The sequence below is a fragment of the Salinispira sp. genome (assembly GCF_059431795.1).
The window spans coordinates 56,252-73,192 of sequence record NZ_JBXWXS010000016.1 but is presented as its reverse complement, the minus strand read 5'-3'; the positions used below and the strand labels follow the sequence as shown (position 1 = coordinate 73,192).

Below are 16,941 nucleotides of genomic sequence, written 5' to 3'. Positions count from 1 at the left end.
TATTGCCCCAGGTCGTCCCGGGATGCAATATGGACGGCCGGAAAGGAATATCCCAATGGGACAATCCAGGCGTATCATCAAAACCGAAAGCGATTTCTCATATGCGGGGGGGAATTCTCTGTGCTACAATATGGGGCTCAATCATTGAAGGGAACGTCGAATGAATCCGATCAGTCAGAACCGCCGTCTTATTTTCCTCGCCATTCCGGTTATTGCCGTGTTGGCTGTCTCTGTATGGATGCTCACCCGTCTTGCCCTTGAATCCGCTCTGCATACAGGTGAAAGCGATTGGCTCAACTACCAGCAGCGAAAATTTCATGTGGTTGTACTATTTCCCGATTCTGAGGACAGCCTCTACCGGCGCATACGAAATGAGTTGAGCAGTTTTCTTGACGGCCCGCCGGGAGATGAAATAGGCATGCAGTTTCTTGAACCCTTTCCATTTATGACATCCCGGGAATCCATGTTTCGCCACAGCGAAATAGCTCAGATCGCAGCGGTTGACGGGGTGATCATTGCAGCCCCGGTATCTTCCTCCCTTCAGGAGTCTCTCAGCACCGCCCGGGCCAGGGGGGTCAAAGTGGTGTCCATGAACGGGAATCTCAGTGATTCGGCGGCGGACAGCGTGGTGGGAGTGGACAGTTTTGCCCTGGGGGCGGATCTGGGGCAGAGGGTCCTGAATCTGCCCATAGACCTCCAGGGGGTGGTACTGCTTTCAAGCAACCGGGCGCTTATCAGCAATTTCGACGAGTTTCAAACCGGATTAAAAACCGCACTGTTCGCCGGCGAAGGTCGGCTGCCGCTGTCGGTAATTGAATTGTCTCCCGACGATATTTTCGCCCGGCAGGCCATAGAGGAAATCTTAAACGACTCACCGGGCTATAATCTAATTATTACCGACAGTCCGGATATTACCCTTAATCTATCCCAGGCCATTATCGAACAAAATATTGTGGGTTCAGCCTATGTTATTGGCAGCGGTTCCGGTGAAGAGTTGGAGGATTACATCGCTGCAGGGATTATCCAGGGGCTCATGAATATCTCCCCCGGTGAAGCGGCCTTAAAAACCCTCTCTGTCATGTCTGAATTATTGAACGGTGCCCCCCCCCGTCAGGAAATGGAAATTAAGGTGCGCCTGGAGGGGATGTGAAACGAAGCCGAATTATCATCGGAATCACCAGGCAATTTTCATCCATCCGCTCCCGTATCAGTTTGGTGTATTTGCTTACCATTATCCCCATGGCTCTTGCTGCAATTCTGGTGTTTCTGTATTCCAGCCAGTTACTGGGATCCGCCCAGGCAATGTTTGATCAGAACCTGTATCTGGAACAGGTGAACGATGTGGTTACAAACCTGGACGTAAAGACCCGCCAGTATCTGAATCTTCGGGATAACCAGGCTCTCAGAGACTTTATCGAACTGGACGCCCAGCTCGCCCAGCTCATTGCACAACTCCCCGCCGAGCCGGGAACCAGTCAGGATATTTTGAACCTGCACCTGTTACGGAATCTGTTTGAAGAGTATCAGAGTAAGGTTCGGGCTGCGGTGCAGGCCCGGCGTGGTCGTCTTACCCGGCAGTACAGCCTTTATTATGAGGAAAGTCAGACCATTATCGATTATATTAACCTATTGGTGCTCAATATCAACTGGCTGGATTTTCAGAAAAATCTTGAGCAATACCTTTCCTTCTCCCAGTGGTACACGGAAATCCAATTCTGGGCCCTGATCATTCTTACCGCCACCGCAGCCTTCAGTCTTGTACTCATTTCATTCTTTTCCTTCCGCTTGAGCACTCCCATAGTTCGTCTCAGCGAGGCTGCACGGGAATTCGGAAAAGGGGATTTTACCGTAGCATTAATAGATTCCCGGGGCGCCAGCAGGGAGGTGACCCAGCTTACCAGCACCTTCAATACCATGAAGGAGCGGATCAGCAACTATATTGAGCAGCTAAAAGAGACGGCAAAAATCAAGCAGGATCTTATGGAGCAGAATATTCAAAACCTGCACATGAAGCATGTGCTGAAGAGTGCGGAATTGATTGCCCTCCAGAATCAGATCCAGCCTCATTTTCTGTTCAACACCATAAATACCGGTGTACAATTATCAGTTGTGGAGGGGGCTGAACGTACTGCAGACTATCTGGGTCATCTGGCTGAAGTATACCGGTACAATCTCCGAAAAGCAGATGCTCCGGTCAGTCTTCGGGAAGAATTGAGTTCCCTGGAAAGTTATATATATGTTCTGAAAATCCGTTTCGGGGAGCGGATCCGCTTTGTTATCCAGGTAGATGAAGATTGCAAGGACCTGTTAATTCCCCCCCTCATTCTCCAGCCTCTGGTGGAAAATTCCGTGGGACATGGTCTCAGTGAGATGACCGCCGGGGGAGAGGTGCGGATCTGCGGCCGGAGAGAATCGTTCAACGGCCAGGAGCGTCTGATGCTCTCGGTACGGGACAATGGAAAGGGAATCACTGAAGCACGGGTATCGGAGGTACTGGCAGCGGTTGATACAGATGACCCCCTGGATATGATGATGTCAGACTCACCGGGGATCGGCCTGGTGAATGTGCTTCAGCGTATCCGGCTTTTTTTCGGTCAGCGGGGAGAGATTGTCCTGGATGGAGCAGCGGATTCGGGGACGAAGATTCTGTTCAGACTCCCAATAAAGGAGATGGATGATGTCTGAAGAGGTGACAGTATATGTTGTGGATGACGAGCAACCAGTGCTGGAAGGGGTGAAACGGGTTCTTGAGGACAACGGTAATCCCTACCGTCTTGCGGGAAGCGCGTTGAACGGCAGCAAGGCCCTTGAGCAGATTCCGGTTATTCAGCCGGATATCATTCTCATGGATATTAATATGCCGGGAATTAACGGCCTGGAGGTGATCCGTCAGCTGAATTCTGCAGGGGTTCAGGCAGTATCAATTCTTATTACCGCATATGAGCGTTTTGATATTGCCAGGGAAGCCTTCGGTTTGGGCATATACTCCTATCTACTGAAACCGGTAACACCGCAAAAACTTATAGCCGCCCTGGACGAAGCCCGCCCTGAGGTGGATGGGCGAAAATCCCGCCATCGCTCCCTGCTTCAGGCCAGGGAAGATCTGCTGGAAAGCCGTAAACTGATGGAATGGTCGTTTGTGAATCAACTGACTCAAGGCATTCTTTCTCACCCCATGATAGAAGAGTTCATGGAGCGGCTGGGTATCTCCCCCGATACCAAGTTTGTCCCAGTCCTGCTTATATTTCAGGAGCATTCTTCCCGGAACGCCCATGATCTGATTGTTCAGCTGGGCTACCAGCTTCCCCTTGTCAGCGGCAGCCTCATTCACCAACGCCAACTCTGGACCCTCATTAGGGGGGAACACAGTGTTGCATCAGTCAAAAATGCGCTGACAAAAGCGGGAAACCGTCTTTCTTCTCCCGTTCCACCCCCTGCTCCCGTTCCTCTGGCTTCTTCCGCTCCTCTGGCTTCTTCCGGCAGACCAGAACCCCAAGACGCCGGCAGTGGAATTCTGTGCAATGTGTACCCCGCCGCTTTGCTTTCAGACATTCCCGCCGTAATCGCCGATACAGCCAGTTCCAGCGGATTTAATCTTGGATCCCGGACAGATGTGGATGAATCCGAAGCCCGATCCCGGCAGCTGCAGACCCAGGGCTGTTCCGGAAGCGAATTGGCGGTTGCCCTGGAGCGGCTTTTAATCCGCGGCGGGATATATGAAGCAAGGGATCTCCTGTTCTCCGATCCGTGTTTCCGTTCCAGTGCGGAGGATCCCGGGGGCAGGAGCGGGGATTTGGCAACCGCCTATCTGTTTGTACAAAGAATTCTTGCTTTGCTGTATTCCCGGGAGGAGGCTGAGGTGACCGATTCATGGCTGAGTTCAGGTCCGGCCTTGGTACCCCGGGACATGTCGGGTTTGGACAAGGGGGTAGTGGAGGAATTTCAACGACTGGCCCGGGTATATTCCCGGAAAATGGACAGCAATCCTTTAATCCGCCAAGTGCTGTTGTATATCGATGAGAATTTTCATCGTCAGTTCAGTCTCGAGGAAGCGGCCCAGTACTGTAATGTGAGTCCCCAGCACCTCAGCAGGAGTTTCAGCGCTCATATGGGAATTTCCTTCGTGGATTATCTCACCCAAATGAGAGTGCAGGAAGGGATTCGGCTTATGCAGCAGGGTAAACAGAACATTTCCGAGGTTGCACGGCTCTGCGGCTACAGTGATCCCAATTATTTTTCCCGGATATTCAAAAAAGTTCACGGAATAACCCCTACGGCTTTCATTCAGTCTCTTCAAGGAGAATCACAGTGATGGATCTGAAAACATATGACGCTCCGGCCCGCCCGCCGCTCATCCCGGGAACGGTTTCCTCCCCGGCGGCTAATCCTCGGCACCCTTCCTCCATTATAGTTCTGTCAGCCTTGCTGTTGATGAGCTCTATATTCCTCTTGGGCTCATGCAGCGAGGGGAGTGATTCCCCAAACAGCCATGGACGGCTTATTAAGATCGGCTTTTCCCTGGATTCGGTGGTGGTGGAACGCTGGGAGCGGGATAAAGAGGAGTTTATTACCCATGCCAGAAGCCTGGGGGCGGAGGTGAAGTACCGGTTTGCCGTTGCCGATGCACGGAAGCAGGTTGAAGATATTAATGAACTGCTGGATGACGGTGTGGACGCTCTCGTGGTGGTCCCCAACGATGCCCAGGCCTTGCAGGGTGTGCTCAAACGGGCGGCCAACATGGGGGTGCCGGTGATCTCCTACGACCGGCTTATTCTGAATTCTCCTGTCTCCGCTTATGTGAGTTTCGATAACGTAGAAGTGGGTAGATTGATGGCAGAGGGCCTTATTAAACACGCCGGATTCGACAGTAAAATACTAATTATCAACGGTGGTTCGAAAGATAATAACTCCCGACTTCTTCGCAGGGGAATCAGTGAAGTGCTCCGACCATACAGCAACCGGGGGATGATCCGAATTGTGGGAGAGATCACTCCCGATGACTGGTATACCACCCTCATTGAAGATGAATTGGAAGACTACATCAGTAATTACGAGCTGGACGGCATAATTGCTGCAAATGATCTGTTCGCCGATAGTGCCATCCAGATTCTCGCCCGGTACCGGCAGGCGGGAGATGTGGTTGTAGTGGGGCAGGATGCGGATCTTATTGCCTGTCAACGTCTGGTGGAGGGGATCCAGCACCGGACCATTTACAAGCCCATCGACAGACTGGCCAGGCAGGCGGCGGAAACCGCCTTCAACCTTGCTGTGGGAGAAACGCTTCACAGCAGCAGAATGGTGGACAACGGCTACGCCCTCACTCCGTCCATTATCGTACAGCCCATTGCGGTGGAAAAAGAAAATCTGGATGAAACGGTGATCGCCGACGGGTTCCACAGCCGGGAAGAGGTGTACCGTCAGCGCCGGTAATTCCCCTCCATGCGGCGCGCAGTTCTGTCAGCTTGTTGATAGCACAATTTCAGGTTAAAATATTCCTTGTCTGATCCCATTGGAACGCATTGTGCAAAAAAAATTGCAGATGATTCACAAATATTTCTTCATGACGGAATTATGAACCCGCTGTAGTCTGATATCAATTCGGGCGGTACGCCCGGTACGACATTTTTAAGGAGGGCGTCTTTATGAAGAAGAGTCTTATTATAGCTCTGACGCTTATGTTCGTTTTTGGATCAGTTTTCACCGCATTCGCAGAAGGTTCTGCCGAATCCGATGAACTGGTGATTGGACTTTCACTCCCCACACAGCGGGAAGCTCGTTGGGTAAGTGATAAAATCACAATGGAAAACTATGCCGAAGAACTCGGAGTTGAGCTTCTGGTGCAGGTGGCCGATGCAGACCAGGCACAGCAGGCATCTCAGGTTGAAACCCTGTTGACCCGGGGAATCGATGTGTTGATCCTCGCACCCCACGATGCTTCCGCATCTGCGGCTCTGGTATCTGGAGCTGAAGATGAAGGTGTACCCGTAATTTCCTACGACCGTCTGATTACCAATTCAGCAGATGTGGATCTCTACATCTCCTTCGACAATGTGGGTGTTGGTCGTCTTCAGGGTGAGTATTTCGTAAATAATACTCCTCCGGGAAATATCATCGTAATGAGCGGCGCTCCCACCGACAACAATGCCAAACTGTTCAAACAGGGAGCGATGGAGTTCATCCAGCCCAAGATTGATGACGGCACCTACAATGTAGTGGCTGAACAGGGCGTTGATAACTGGCTTCCCACCAATGCTTTGAGCATTGTTGAAAATGCTCTTACCGCTGCTAACAATGACGTTGTGGGTATTCTTGCCCCCAATGACGGTACTGCCGGCGGTGCAATCGTAGCTCTTGAAGCACAGGGTCTCGCAGGGGATGTTGTTGTAACCGGTCAGGACTCTGAGGCTGCTGCCGCAAAACGGATTCTTGCAGGTACTCAGGACATGACTGTGTTCAAAGACACCCGTGATCTTGGTAAAGCTGCCATTGATGCTGCCATTGAATTTGCCAAGGGTAATACTCCCGAAACAAACGGTGCGGTGGACAACGGAGTTATCGATGTACCTTCAATCCTGCTGGTACCCTACGTTGTAACTGAAGATAATCTTCAGGAACTGCTGATCGACAGCGGATATCTCAGCGAAGACGAGATTCAGTAATTTGGATTGATTACCTCTTTCCCGGGGGATCTATTCCCCGGGAAGTGGAGGAACCGGGTCTGCAGACCCGGTTCCGTATTGGTAATTGCAAAAACAAAGTATGGGATAAACTATCTTCCCATATGCGGCATACAGAATGGAAACCTGGAAAAATTATGGGCGAATATATTTTAGAAATGAAGAACATTGTCAAGGAGTTCCCAGGAGTGCGGGCCCTGGATGATGTGAATCTTCAGGTCAAAGAAGGTGAGATTCATGCGCTGGTAGGAGAAAACGGTGCAGGGAAATCCACGCTCATGAAGGTGCTCAGCGGGGTTCATCCTGCAGGGACCTATCAGGGGGAGATTCTGATAGACAATCAGCCCCAATCTTTTGACGGCATTCGGGAAAGTGAAGCAGCCGGTATTGCGGTGATCTATCAGGAGCTGGCCCTGGTCAAGTTTATGAACGTGGCGGAGAATATTTTCCTTGGAAACGAGATTCGGAATGCCCGGGGAGCAATTGACTGGCATGAGACCTATGCAAAGTCCCGTGACCTTCTAAAAGAGGTTACTCTGAATATTCCCCCGGAAACTAGAATTATGAACCTTGGAATCGGCGCTCAGCAACTGATCGAAATTGCCAAGGCATTATCGAAAAATACCAGGATTCTTGTTCTCGATGAGCCCACAGCTGCGCTCAATGAGACTGAATCCGCCAACCTTTTGAATATTATCAGAACTTTGAAGGAAAAAGGGGTCACCTGTATTTATATCTCCCATAAACTTGAAGAAGTTCTGGATATTGCAGACAGAATTACGGTGCTTCGGGACGGTAAAACCATTGAAACCCGGGACACCGAACAAGAACGTGTTACCGAGAACGATATTATCTCCATGATGGTGGGGCGAACCCTGACCCAGCGCTTCCCCAGAGTTGAACACAGCGCAGGTGAAACCATCATGAGCGTGAAAAACTGGACCGTCCCCCATCCCGATATCCCGGAAAAGAATATCATTGAGAATGTATCGTTCGAAGTGAATAAGGGCGAGATATTAGGGATTGCGGGTCTTATGGGTGCAGGCAGGACCGAGCTGGCAACGAGCCTCTTTGGTGCATTCGGCACAAATATTACCGGCGAATTGCGCATTAACGGATTACCGGTGCATATTCATAATCCTGAGAGTGCAATTAAAAACGGTTTGGGCTATGTCACCGAAGACCGGAAGTCCCGTGGACTTGTGATGGGCATGAACATCATTGAAAACTCAACTCTTGCCAGCCATTACCGTCTTTCCAAAGGAAATGTCATTAATAAGCTGGAGGAAATTCTGCTGACCACCAAGTACGTGAAACAGCTGAATGTGAAAACACCCGGACTTGAACAGCTGGTAAAAAACCTCTCCGGAGGAAATCAGCAGAAGATAATTCTGGGAAAATGGTTGATGACCCAACCCACCGTGCTGATCCTGGATGAACCCACCAGGGGCATTGACGTGGGAGCTAAATTTGAGATTTACAATATTATGAATGAGCTCGTTGATCAGGGAGTGGGAATTGTCATGATTTCCTCCGAACTGCCGGAGATCCTTGGTATGAGCGACCGTATTCTTGTCATGCATGAAGGAGAGTTCACAGGAGAACTTTCCTCTCAGGAAGCTGATCAGGAACGGCTGATGCACCTTGCAACAGGAGGTAGATAAATGACGGCTCAAACTAACGAGCAGACGCTGGGTCAAGTACTCAGATTTCAGCTAAAAAACAACTTTCGCCAGTACGCCATGTTTTTTGTTCTGGTGGCCATTTGGGGTATTCTTACCATAGCCACCGGCGGCGTGTTCATTCAGGGACGGAACCTTACCAACCTGCTTCTCCAGTCAAGCTTTATTGCCACACTGGCGGTGGGAATGGTGCTGGTAATTGTAGCCGGTCATATCGACCTTTCTGTGGGCTCGATTGCAGGTTTCATCGGCGGTGTGGCTGCAATTTTGAACGTGCACTATGAATGGAACGCATTGATTGTGATCGTTGTGGCCCTGGGGCTTGGAATTGTCATCGGGCTCTGGCAGGGATACTGGATAGCGTATCAGGGTATTCCGGCATTCATTGTCACCCTGGCCGGTATGACCATATTCCGTGGGCTGCTTTTGGCGGTAACCCGCGGTGAAACCATTGCACCTATCGATGAAACATTTGCCGCCATAGGCGGAGGGTATCTGCCCAGGCTGGTGATGAATGTGGGTGAACGAAACGGATTTCACGATCTAACGGCAATTCTGGTGGTGGTAGCCATCCTTGCATTTGTGATTTCCACCATCCGCAGCCGCCGTCAAAGGATAGAGTACGGGTTCAGCGTACTTCCCCAGCGGGTTGAAATTCTCAAACTGGTCGGCGGAAGTCTCCTGATCACCCTGTTCGCACTCCCGGTGATGACTTACAGAGGTCTTCCCTATTCAATTCTGATTTTACTGATCCTGGTTCTTGGGTACACCTTTCTGACTAAAAACACGGTATTCGGCCGGCATGTGTATGCCATGGGCGGGAACAAGGAAGCAGCAAGATTATCGGGTATTAATATCCGCAAGAAGACCCTCATGATTTTTGTGAGCATGGGTTTTCTCTCAGCAGTATCGGGACTGATATTCACCGCACGGCTGAAATCAGCCACCGCAAGCGCCGGTAACCTCTTTGAGCTGGATACCATCGCCGCCACCATTATCGGCGGTACTTCAACCCTTGGGGGTGAAGGTACGGTATTCGGTGCAATTATCGGTGCACTTCTAATGTCGAGCATAACAAACGGTATGCAAATAATGAACGTACCCACAGAATGGCAGATGGTTGTTCGTGGATTGGTTCTCCTCCTCGCCGTTTGGTATGATGTGTCCATGAGGACCAAGAAATAACATATTTGCAGGTATCCCCCAATTGCCTGCAATCACTACCCCCTGGAGGCCGTCTGCATACGCAGGCGGCCTCTTTTTTCCAGCACGGATGTTTTTGCACCGCCTGATTTGATGTATACTAAAGAGTGACAGTCAGCCAGCAGTGCAGCTATATAGCGGGGGAAGCAATGGACAAATTACGGTGGGGAATTTTGGGATGCGGAGGGATAGCCGCTTCGTTCGCCTCGGATCTTCAGCACAGCAAGTCAGGGGTATTGGCAGCTGTAGCCAGCAGGGATGGGAAACGGGCCCGCAGATTCAGCGAGACCCATGGAGCGGAACGCTATCATACAAGCTATGAGGCTTTGCTCGATGATTCCCATGTGGACGCGGTATATATTGCCACCCCCCATCCCTTTCATTTCAATCAGGCCCGGAATGTGATTGAGGCCGGGAAGCATGTATTTATCGAAAAGCCCGCCTGTCTGAATGCATCTCAGTTGAAAACGCTCATGGGCGAAGCGGAAGAAAAAGGTCTGTTCCTGGGGGAAGCCTTTTGGACCGCCTATTTCCCCTTGGTACAGATGCTGAAAGAGGTGGTCGGCTCATCGGTTCTCGGTGAGCTGCTTCACATAGAGGCAACGTTCTGCTCCAAACTTCCCAATATTCCGGAACAACGCTGGCTTAACCCAGACCTGGGAGGCGGCAGCCTTCTTGATATCGGCATATATCCTCTGGCGTTTACCATGCACCTCTTTGGTGAAACTCCCGGGGAGGTGAAAAGCATGATGATTCCCGGATCAACCGGGGTGGATATTCATGAACAAATATCTCTGGGGTTTCCTGCCGGGGGGACTGCCTCTCTTACATCCGGTTTCCGCTTCGATCACCCCCATGTGGCCCGAATGATTTTCAGTCATGGAAGCGTGTATCTTCCGGATTTTTTTCATCCCCGGGACATGATTCTGTATCCCGAATCGGATGCCGATCTGGACTCCATTCAAATTGCGGATACGGTACAGATGACAAGGATTGAGAATCCCAACGAAAACAGCCCCTATGACGGAGTACATTTTTCCCAGGATTTTCCCGGGCATGGGTATCAATTTGAAATTGAAGCGGTCTCCCGCCATCTGCTGGAGCAGATGAACGCCGGGAAGTCCGGGGAATACGTGTATCACTCCGCACAGAGTCTCAATGTGTTGGGAATTATGGATTCTATAAGAAAGGAATGGGATCTGGTGTATCCCGGAGATGGTGAAGTATGAAATGCAGAACTGTGGGAGTGTACAGCACTAAGGGCGGGGTGGGAAAAACAACCTCTGCGGTGAACCTGGCCTACCTGGCCGCCCGGGAAGGGTATACAACCCTGCTCTGGGATCTGGATACCCAGGCAAGTTCAACGTTCTACTGTCAGCAGAAAGCAAAAGTGAAGGGCGGGGTTAAAAAACTCATCAATAAAAAGACCGATATTTACAAAGTCGTGAAAGATACGGCGTTTGAAAACCTGGCTCTCATCCCATCAGATACTTCGGTACGGAAGCTGGATCTGTTTGTGAACGAGATGAAAAACTCGAAAAAAGCATTGAAAAAGGTTTTAAAAGATTTGAAGCAAGATTTTGACCTGATATTTCTGGATGGTCCCCCGGGAATGAGCGTTCTGTCAGAAAGTATTTTCTGTGCTTCGGATATTCTGATGGTGCCCACCATTCCCAGCACCCTTTCAATCAGAACCCTGGAAATTCTCGATGAGCAGTATGCGTCTATGGAACTTGAGCAAAGCCAGATTATCCCGTTTTTTAACCTGGTTGACCTTCGCAAGAAAATGCACCGGGAGATATTGGAAATCTATGCACAGGATCCCCGATTCTTATCCAGTTTCATCCCCAATGCCAGCATTGTGGAGCAGATGGGATTCAGGCAGGCCCCGCTTCTGTCGTTCAACAGGGCATCCAAGGCATCCAAGCGGTATCTGGAATTGTGGGCGGAGTTCGGCCGGAAGGCGGGAATCTGATTCCCCCGCTGCATCGGATCACCTGATTCCGGCGAATTGGACCGGCATCCCACATCCACAATATCTTGAGATTGAAAACCACCAGTCAAAAGGAGGCTGCATGAAAAATTCTGAACAAACAATCCCCGAGACGTTTCCGGCCTTTATTGCCCGTGAACAGGCTGACGGAACGGTGAAGTCCGCAGCGGGAAGCTGGGAAAAGAACGACCTACCCTCCGAAGGTGTGGATATTCAGGTTCAGCACAGCTGTATAAACTATAAGGACGCTCTTTCAGCAAGAGGGAATAAGGGAGTGAGTCCCCGCTATCCTCATATCCCGGGTATTGATGCGGCGGGAATCCGTATGGATACGGGGGAAAAGATAGTTATAACCGGGTTTGATTTCGGAATGGGCACTCCCGGAGGGCATTCCGCCTACGCCCGGGTACCCGAGGACTGGCTGATTCCCCTGCCCGAATCCATGGATACATTTCAGGCCATGACCTATGGTACCGCAGGAGTAACCGCCGGTCTTTGCGTCCAGGCCCTTCTTGACCGGGGCTTGGAACCCGGGGACGGTCCGGTGCTAGTCAGCGGTGCAACAGGAGGAGTGGGAAGTATTGCCGTAAGTATTCTGGCCAAGCTGGGCTTCCAGGTGCATGGAGTCAGCGGTAAGACTCAGAAACATGATTGGCTGAAAGCCAGAGGTGCTTCGGAGGTAATTCCCCGGGATGAGTTCCTGGTAAAGAAAGAGCGCCCTCTCATGCGTCCCGAGTATGCGGGAGCCGTGGATACGGTTGGCTCAGCCATGCTTCATAGAATTCTCCGGAGTCTCAAATTTTCCGGCACCGTTGCAGCCTGCGGCATGGTCGGCGGTACGGATCTGGAAACCAATATTTTTCCATTTATTCTCCGGGATGTGGCCCTAATCGGGATTGCCAGCGCAGACTCCAGCCGGCAACGCAAAGCGACCATATGGAAGAAACTGGCAGGGGATTGGTCTGTTGATTGGCTGAAAGAGGACACCCGATCCATTAGTCTGGAGCAGATCTCCACTGCGGTCGAGCAAATATTGGAGGGCGCTGTGAGCGGCCGGATAGTTGTGAAACCCGGGGTGTAAATCCCAAAACCACCGGCTCGCGCCCCGTTACCGGCTCGCGCCCCGTTACCGGCTACCGCCCCGGTACCGGACTGACGCCCCGTTACCGGCCGCCGCCCTTGAACTCCAACCCGGCCCTAAAACACGAACCAGGGCCCTGAGATTGAGATTTTTAACCCAGCCGGACCCTGAACCGGCCCCGGGATACCCGGCGCTGATCCGGCTGGCGGTGTGTACCGGCGTTCATGTCTTTTATAAGTTTTCTTTTTTCAGTTCCCGCCACAGCGCGGTGCCCGCCTCTTCCAGGCTGTTGATTCCCTGCTTCGGGGTCTCCTCCAGAAGCTGGCGTGCTTCAGTCATCAGATACTCAAATCTTTTACGGTCTGCAGCAGTCAGGTTTCGACCGTTGGATTTGTTGGATTCCAGTACCGATGCGGATGAGAGGAGGGCAAAAGCCGCCACATTCAGATGTGTCATGCTGCGCAAAAAGTACTCTTTCCCAGCTATTTTCTTACCGTACTTTCTCAACCCCAGGGATACCAGTTTCCTGAACCGTTTCTCCAGCTGTCGAGCCAGTTTGAATCCCTGGTTCAGCAGCGGATCGCTGTACACCGGAGATCCCAAACGGGTCTTCGGCAGATCGGTAAAAATAGACATTTTGGGTATATCACCGGATTTCAGCAATTTTCCCCAGCTTCGGAACACCGTAAGTGGGGGATAGATGGAATGAATTTCCGTAGTACCTTCAAATATGGTGGTTACCCTGAAATCCCGCATCCGCTTTTCATAAGGCTGGGTTGAAATATAACCCGATCCCCCTGCCGCCTGCAAAGCATCATAGAGGGTATCCCAACATTGGTTGGTCCCGTAAAGCTTGGTATGGGAACTCTCCATGGCTACATTCATGAGGTGATCGTCTTCCAGCATTTTTGCCGTAAAATATGTCATGCTCCTTGCGGCCATGGCGTGGGCGTCGGAGCGAACGATCTTTTCCTGAATCAGCTCAAATTCAGAAATGGGCATAGAGAATTGCTTTCTGCTGGTTGCCCGTTTCATCATGTCCAGAACGCTCTGATTCATCAGCCCTGCGGATGCTGCGCCTAGGCCCAGGCGCCCGTAGTTGAGCACATTCATGGCAATTTTGAATCCGTCCCCTTCTGCTGCAAGAAGGTTTTCTTTTGGGATTTTCACATCCTTGAACTTCAGTGCTGCGGTGGAACTCACCTTCAGGCCCATTTTGGGCATATCCGGACCGGTGCTCACTCCATCCCATTTCCGTTCAACGATGAATGCTCCCATATAGCCCGGCCGGTTTTCCGGATCCAGCTGGGCAAACACCGTATAGGCTCCTGCGTAGTTGGCGTTGGTAATATAGGTCTTGGTACCGTTGAGCACATAATGGCTTCCATCTTCCGAGAGAATGGCCTTGGTATCCACATTCTGGGCATCGCTTCCCTGCTTGGGTTCGGTCAGGGCGTATCCAAATACCATTTCACCGGAAGCTGCCGGGGTGAGATACTTCTTCTTCTGTTCCTCGTTGCCATACAGAAGAATACCTTTCAACCCGATTGACAGGTGGGCTAGGGGCACCAGCACCAAGGCCATATCGTGACGGGCCATCTCTTCAACCACCCGGAGATACTCGCTGAGGGTGAAGCCCAGTCCCCCGTATTTTTTATCGATAAGGAGTCCGAATATCCCGATCTCCTTTAACCCCTTCATGAGCTTGTCGGGTACCACTCCCTGGGCTTCGATCTCCCTGGCTGGAAAATCCTTGATGAGCCCATCGTAGGACTCCATAAACTTCTTCACTTTGGCTTCGTCTATGGATTCATCATAGTTTCGAACCAGCATTGATGCGTCATATTCTCCGCTGTAAAGCTTCTCAAAAAAACCGTACTGTGCTGCCATGCTCTTTACTCCTCAATATTTACTCATTTCTTCATTATTTTCGTTTCTGTAACCCGAATACCGGCTCAGCAAATGTACCGGAGCCGGATTCGGGCAGATGCCGGCTATTCCGGCTGATTGTTACATTTTGAAAAATGCCCCGTTAGCTTTGGCCCTGGTGCTAAGTCCCTCCGGAGCGGTAAAGCGGCCGTCTATCTGGCTGCTATACTGGAGCGCCTTGTCTGACATGCTGCTCAGACCGATCTGTTGAGCGGTACGAAGCACTCCACCTCTGAAAGGAGGAAAACCGGTTCCCATAATCATCGCAAGATCCAGCATACCGGGAGTTCCTACCACACCCTCATCCAGACAGCGGACGGCTTCGTTTACCATCATTACCAGGGGCCGGAAGATGCGATCCTCGCTGCTGATTCTACCGCCGGTCTGATGCTTTTTGATGATGCTCTGCATCTCGGGATTGAGGGTCTTCTTTCCGTTTTTATATAGGTAGAATCCCTGTTTATTCTTTTTACCCAGGAGCTGGGGATGATCCTTCAGCCCTTCCAGAATGGGTGCAGCCTTCATTCTGTGTGGATACGCGTCCTCAAGAATTTTCGCCACCTTCCTTGCAACATCTATGCCGATTTCATCTATGAGTGTGTACGGCCCCATGGGCATCCCCCACTTCTTCCATTGCCGGTCGGTCTGCTCAACATCGGCGCCTTGGGACAGCAAGTACGCCGCCTCGTTGAGGTAGGGCATGAGAATGCGGTTCACCAGGAATCCCGGACCGTCCTTCACAAATACCGGGGTTTTTTTCAGTTTCAGGGCGAACCGTGCAACTTCAATTGCCGCCCGGGGATCTGTCTGCTCACCGCTAATCACTTCAACCAGGGGCATCCGGTTCACCGGATTGAAAAAATGCATACCCGCAAAACGTTCAGGTTTTTTCAACGCCTTTGCCATTTCATTAATGGACAGACTGGAGGTGTTGCTGGCAATAATAGAGTTCTCCGGAACGTTTTCTTCAAGCTCCGAGAGAACCGCCTGCTTAATGGACATCTTCTCCACCACCGCTTCAACAACAATGTCTGAGCGCACAAAGCTTTGGTAATCCAGGGTTCCGCTGATCCGGTGCATCCCCAGGTTAACTTCCCTGCTGCTGAGTTTCCGGCGCTTTTTCAGCTGGCCGTAGATTTTTTTCGCAGCATCAAAGCCTTTTTGCACCGCATCCCAGGAAATATCTTTCAGAGCCACATCGTATTCGGCTTTGCTGAACAGCCAGGCTATGCCTCCCCCCATAACTCCGGCACCCAGGACTCCGGTATTCCGGATGGTTTCGGGCAGTTCCGCACTTCCTGGTTTTGCTCCCGCACCGGGTACATGTTCAGGATCCGGAAGCTTCTTGTTTTCCTCCGTGAGGAAGTAGATCTGGATAAGATTTTTACTGATCTCAGATGCTGCAAGCTTGCCGAAATTCTTTGCTTCGAGGATCAGCCCTTTGGCGAAGTTTCCTCCCAGCGTGCTGCGTATGGTAGAGATCGCTTCAAGGGGCGCAGGATAATTTCCTTGAGTCTTGGCTATTACCGATTTCTTTGCGTTGTTCAGCGCAATGCTCCGTCCCAGCGCGGTTTTGTTCAGGAACCAGCCGTACCTAGGGTTCTGAATCTTTCCTCTTTTCACAGGCCGGATTAATCCGTAAGCCTGCTTGCGGATTTCATTCTGCCACTTTCTCCGGCTGTTTAGAGTTTTCAGATAGTTTGATCCGTCTGCGGGATTAGTTGTGCCTCCGGAAGGGAAGGATGAACGCTGTTTCTCCACAATCTCCCGGATGTTTTTTCCGAATTCATGTATAAACAAGCCGCTGTAGCCGTGGGGAATCACCCGGTCGGAAAGACCGATTTTTTCCGCCTTTTTTCCATCCTGGGGTTTCCCGGTGAGGATCATGGGGAGAGCCTGGGCAATATCCACCAGACGGGGAAGCCGCTGGGTTCCACCGAAACCGGGCATAATTCCCAGATTTACTTCCGGAAGGGCAATTTTGGTTTTCCCCTCATCGCTGGTAAGACGGAAGGTACAGGCAAGGGCCAGTTCGGTTCCGCCACCCATGCAAGCGCCGTTAATATAGGCGAGGCTGGGAAATGGCATCATTTCCAGGCGGTTGAGAACGTCCTGTCCTCCCTTTGCCTTCTCGTATGCTTCTTCTTCCCGGGTGATGCCTTGAATTTCTTTTATATCAGCACCGGCAATAAAAATACCCTTTTTATTGCTGTCAATAATGAGCAGATGCAGATCGGTCCGGCTCTCCAGCTCCCGGAATTTTTCATCCAAAGCTGCCATCACGTCCGAGCTGAGCAAATTCACCGGTTTCCCCTCTAAGTCGAGGGTGAGGCGGGCGACGCCGTCTATTTCTGAATATCTGAAATAGCCATTCAT

Annotated in this window: 12 protein-coding genes; 10 read left to right on the top strand and 2 right to left on the bottom strand. The window is 51.2% G+C overall.

Annotated elements, in window-relative coordinates; translation table 11 throughout:
* Positions 1-160: 160 nt before the first annotated feature.
* The 10 genes from AC52PS_RS06730 (at position 161) to AC52PS_RS06685 (ending at position 12,636) form a co-directional block, all read left to right on the top strand.
* Positions 161-1,150 carry a substrate-binding domain-containing protein gene (locus AC52PS_RS06730; RefSeq protein ID WP_495562285.1) on the top strand — a complete coding sequence of 330 codons (990 nt, stop codon included), beginning with the start codon at positions 161-163 and terminating at the stop codon, positions 1,148-1,150.
* Complete coding sequence (locus AC52PS_RS06725) at positions 1,147-2,685, top strand: sensor histidine kinase (RefSeq protein WP_495562284.1); 1,539 nt, start codon at positions 1,147-1,149, stop codon at positions 2,683-2,685. Before AC52PS_RS06730 ends, AC52PS_RS06725 begins: the two co-directional genes overlap by 4 nt.
* Positions 2,678-4,312 (top strand): response regulator transcription factor, encoded by a 1,635-nt coding sequence (locus AC52PS_RS06720; protein WP_495562283.1) that lies wholly within the window; start codon positions 2,678-2,680, stop codon positions 4,310-4,312. Before AC52PS_RS06725 ends, AC52PS_RS06720 begins: the two co-directional genes overlap by 8 nt.
* On the top strand, positions 4,312-5,430 hold the full coding sequence (locus AC52PS_RS06715; protein WP_495562282.1) for a D-xylose ABC transporter substrate-binding protein: 1,119 nt from the start codon (positions 4,312-4,314) through the stop codon (positions 5,428-5,430). Before AC52PS_RS06720 ends, AC52PS_RS06715 begins: the two co-directional genes overlap by 1 nt.
* A 212-nt stretch (positions 5,431-5,642) precedes the next feature.
* A complete protein-coding gene (locus AC52PS_RS06710) occupies positions 5,643-6,659 on the top strand; it encodes a sugar ABC transporter substrate-binding protein (protein ID WP_495562281.1) in 1,017 nt (338 codons plus the stop codon).
* Positions 6,660-6,781: 122 nt separating this feature from the next.
* Positions 6,782-8,341 carry a xylose ABC transporter ATP-binding protein gene (locus AC52PS_RS06705; protein ID WP_495562280.1) on the top strand — a complete coding sequence of 520 codons (1,560 nt, stop codon included), beginning with the start codon at positions 6,782-6,784 and terminating at the stop codon, positions 8,339-8,341.
* Positions 8,342-9,544 carry a sugar ABC transporter permease gene (locus tag AC52PS_RS06700; RefSeq protein WP_495562279.1) on the top strand — a complete coding sequence of 401 codons (1,203 nt, stop codon included), beginning with the start codon at positions 8,342-8,344 and terminating at the stop codon, positions 9,542-9,544.
* A gap of 167 nt (positions 9,545-9,711) precedes the next feature.
* Positions 9,712-10,791: a Gfo/Idh/MocA family protein gene (locus AC52PS_RS06695; RefSeq protein ID WP_495562278.1), complete on the top strand. Its 1,080-nt coding sequence runs from the start codon at positions 9,712-9,714 to the stop codon at positions 10,789-10,791.
* Positions 10,788-11,537 (top strand): ParA family protein, encoded by a 750-nt coding sequence (locus AC52PS_RS06690; protein ID WP_495562277.1) that lies wholly within the window; start codon positions 10,788-10,790, stop codon positions 11,535-11,537. The genes AC52PS_RS06695 and AC52PS_RS06690 overlap by 4 nt, the downstream gene beginning before the upstream one ends.
* A 100-nt stretch (positions 11,538-11,637) precedes the next feature.
* A complete protein-coding gene (locus AC52PS_RS06685; RefSeq protein ID WP_495562276.1) occupies positions 11,638-12,636 on the top strand; it encodes a YhdH/YhfP family quinone oxidoreductase in 999 nt (332 codons plus the stop codon).
* 231 nt (positions 12,637-12,867) lie between these two features.
* On the opposite strand, the gene AC52PS_RS06680 is transcribed toward AC52PS_RS06685, so the two are convergent.
* Together AC52PS_RS06680 and AC52PS_RS06675 are read right to left on the bottom strand one after the other, a co-directional pair.
* Positions 12,868-14,526: an acyl-CoA dehydrogenase family protein gene (locus tag AC52PS_RS06680; RefSeq protein ID WP_495562275.1), complete on the bottom strand. Its 1,659-nt coding sequence runs from the start codon at positions 14,524-14,526 to the stop codon at positions 12,868-12,870.
* Between the two features lie 120 nt (positions 14,527-14,646).
* A complete protein-coding gene (locus tag AC52PS_RS06675; RefSeq protein WP_495562274.1) occupies positions 14,647-16,941 on the bottom strand; it encodes a 3-hydroxyacyl-CoA dehydrogenase NAD-binding domain-containing protein in 2,295 nt (764 codons plus the stop codon).

What these genes read in the sequence shown, in the direction of transcription:
- AC52PS_RS06700 (WP_495562279.1), top strand. Translation starts at nt 8,342, where the DNA reads ATGACGGCTCAAACTAACGAGCAGACGCTGGGTCAAGTACTCAGATTT.
- AC52PS_RS06730 (WP_495562285.1), top strand. Translation starts at nt 161, where the DNA reads ATGAATCCGATCAGTCAGAACCGCCGTCTTATTTTCCTCGCCATTCCG.
- AC52PS_RS06715 (WP_495562282.1), top strand. Translation starts at nt 4,312, where the DNA reads ATGGATCTGAAAACATATGACGCTCCGGCCCGCCCGCCGCTCATCCCG.
- AC52PS_RS06720 (WP_495562283.1), top strand. Translation starts at nt 2,678, where the DNA reads ATGTCTGAAGAGGTGACAGTATATGTTGTGGATGACGAGCAACCAGTG.
- AC52PS_RS06680 (WP_495562275.1), bottom strand. Translation starts at nt 14,526, where the DNA reads ATGGCAGCACAGTACGGTTTTTTTGAGAAGCTTTACAGCGGAGAATAT.
- AC52PS_RS06685 (WP_495562276.1), top strand. Translation starts at nt 11,638, where the DNA reads ATGAAAAATTCTGAACAAACAATCCCCGAGACGTTTCCGGCCTTTATT.
- AC52PS_RS06690 (WP_495562277.1), top strand. Translation starts at nt 10,788, where the DNA reads ATGAAATGCAGAACTGTGGGAGTGTACAGCACTAAGGGCGGGGTGGGA.
- AC52PS_RS06675 (WP_495562274.1), bottom strand. Translation starts at nt 16,941, where the DNA reads ATGAATGGCTATTTCAGATATTCAGAAATAGACGGCGTCGCCCGCCTC.
- AC52PS_RS06710 (WP_495562281.1), top strand. Translation starts at nt 5,643, where the DNA reads ATGAAGAAGAGTCTTATTATAGCTCTGACGCTTATGTTCGTTTTTGGA.
- AC52PS_RS06705 (WP_495562280.1), top strand. Translation starts at nt 6,782, where the DNA reads ATGCGGCATACAGAATGGAAACCTGGAAAAATTATGGGCGAATATATT.
- AC52PS_RS06695 (WP_495562278.1), top strand. Translation starts at nt 9,712, where the DNA reads ATGGACAAATTACGGTGGGGAATTTTGGGATGCGGAGGGATAGCCGCT.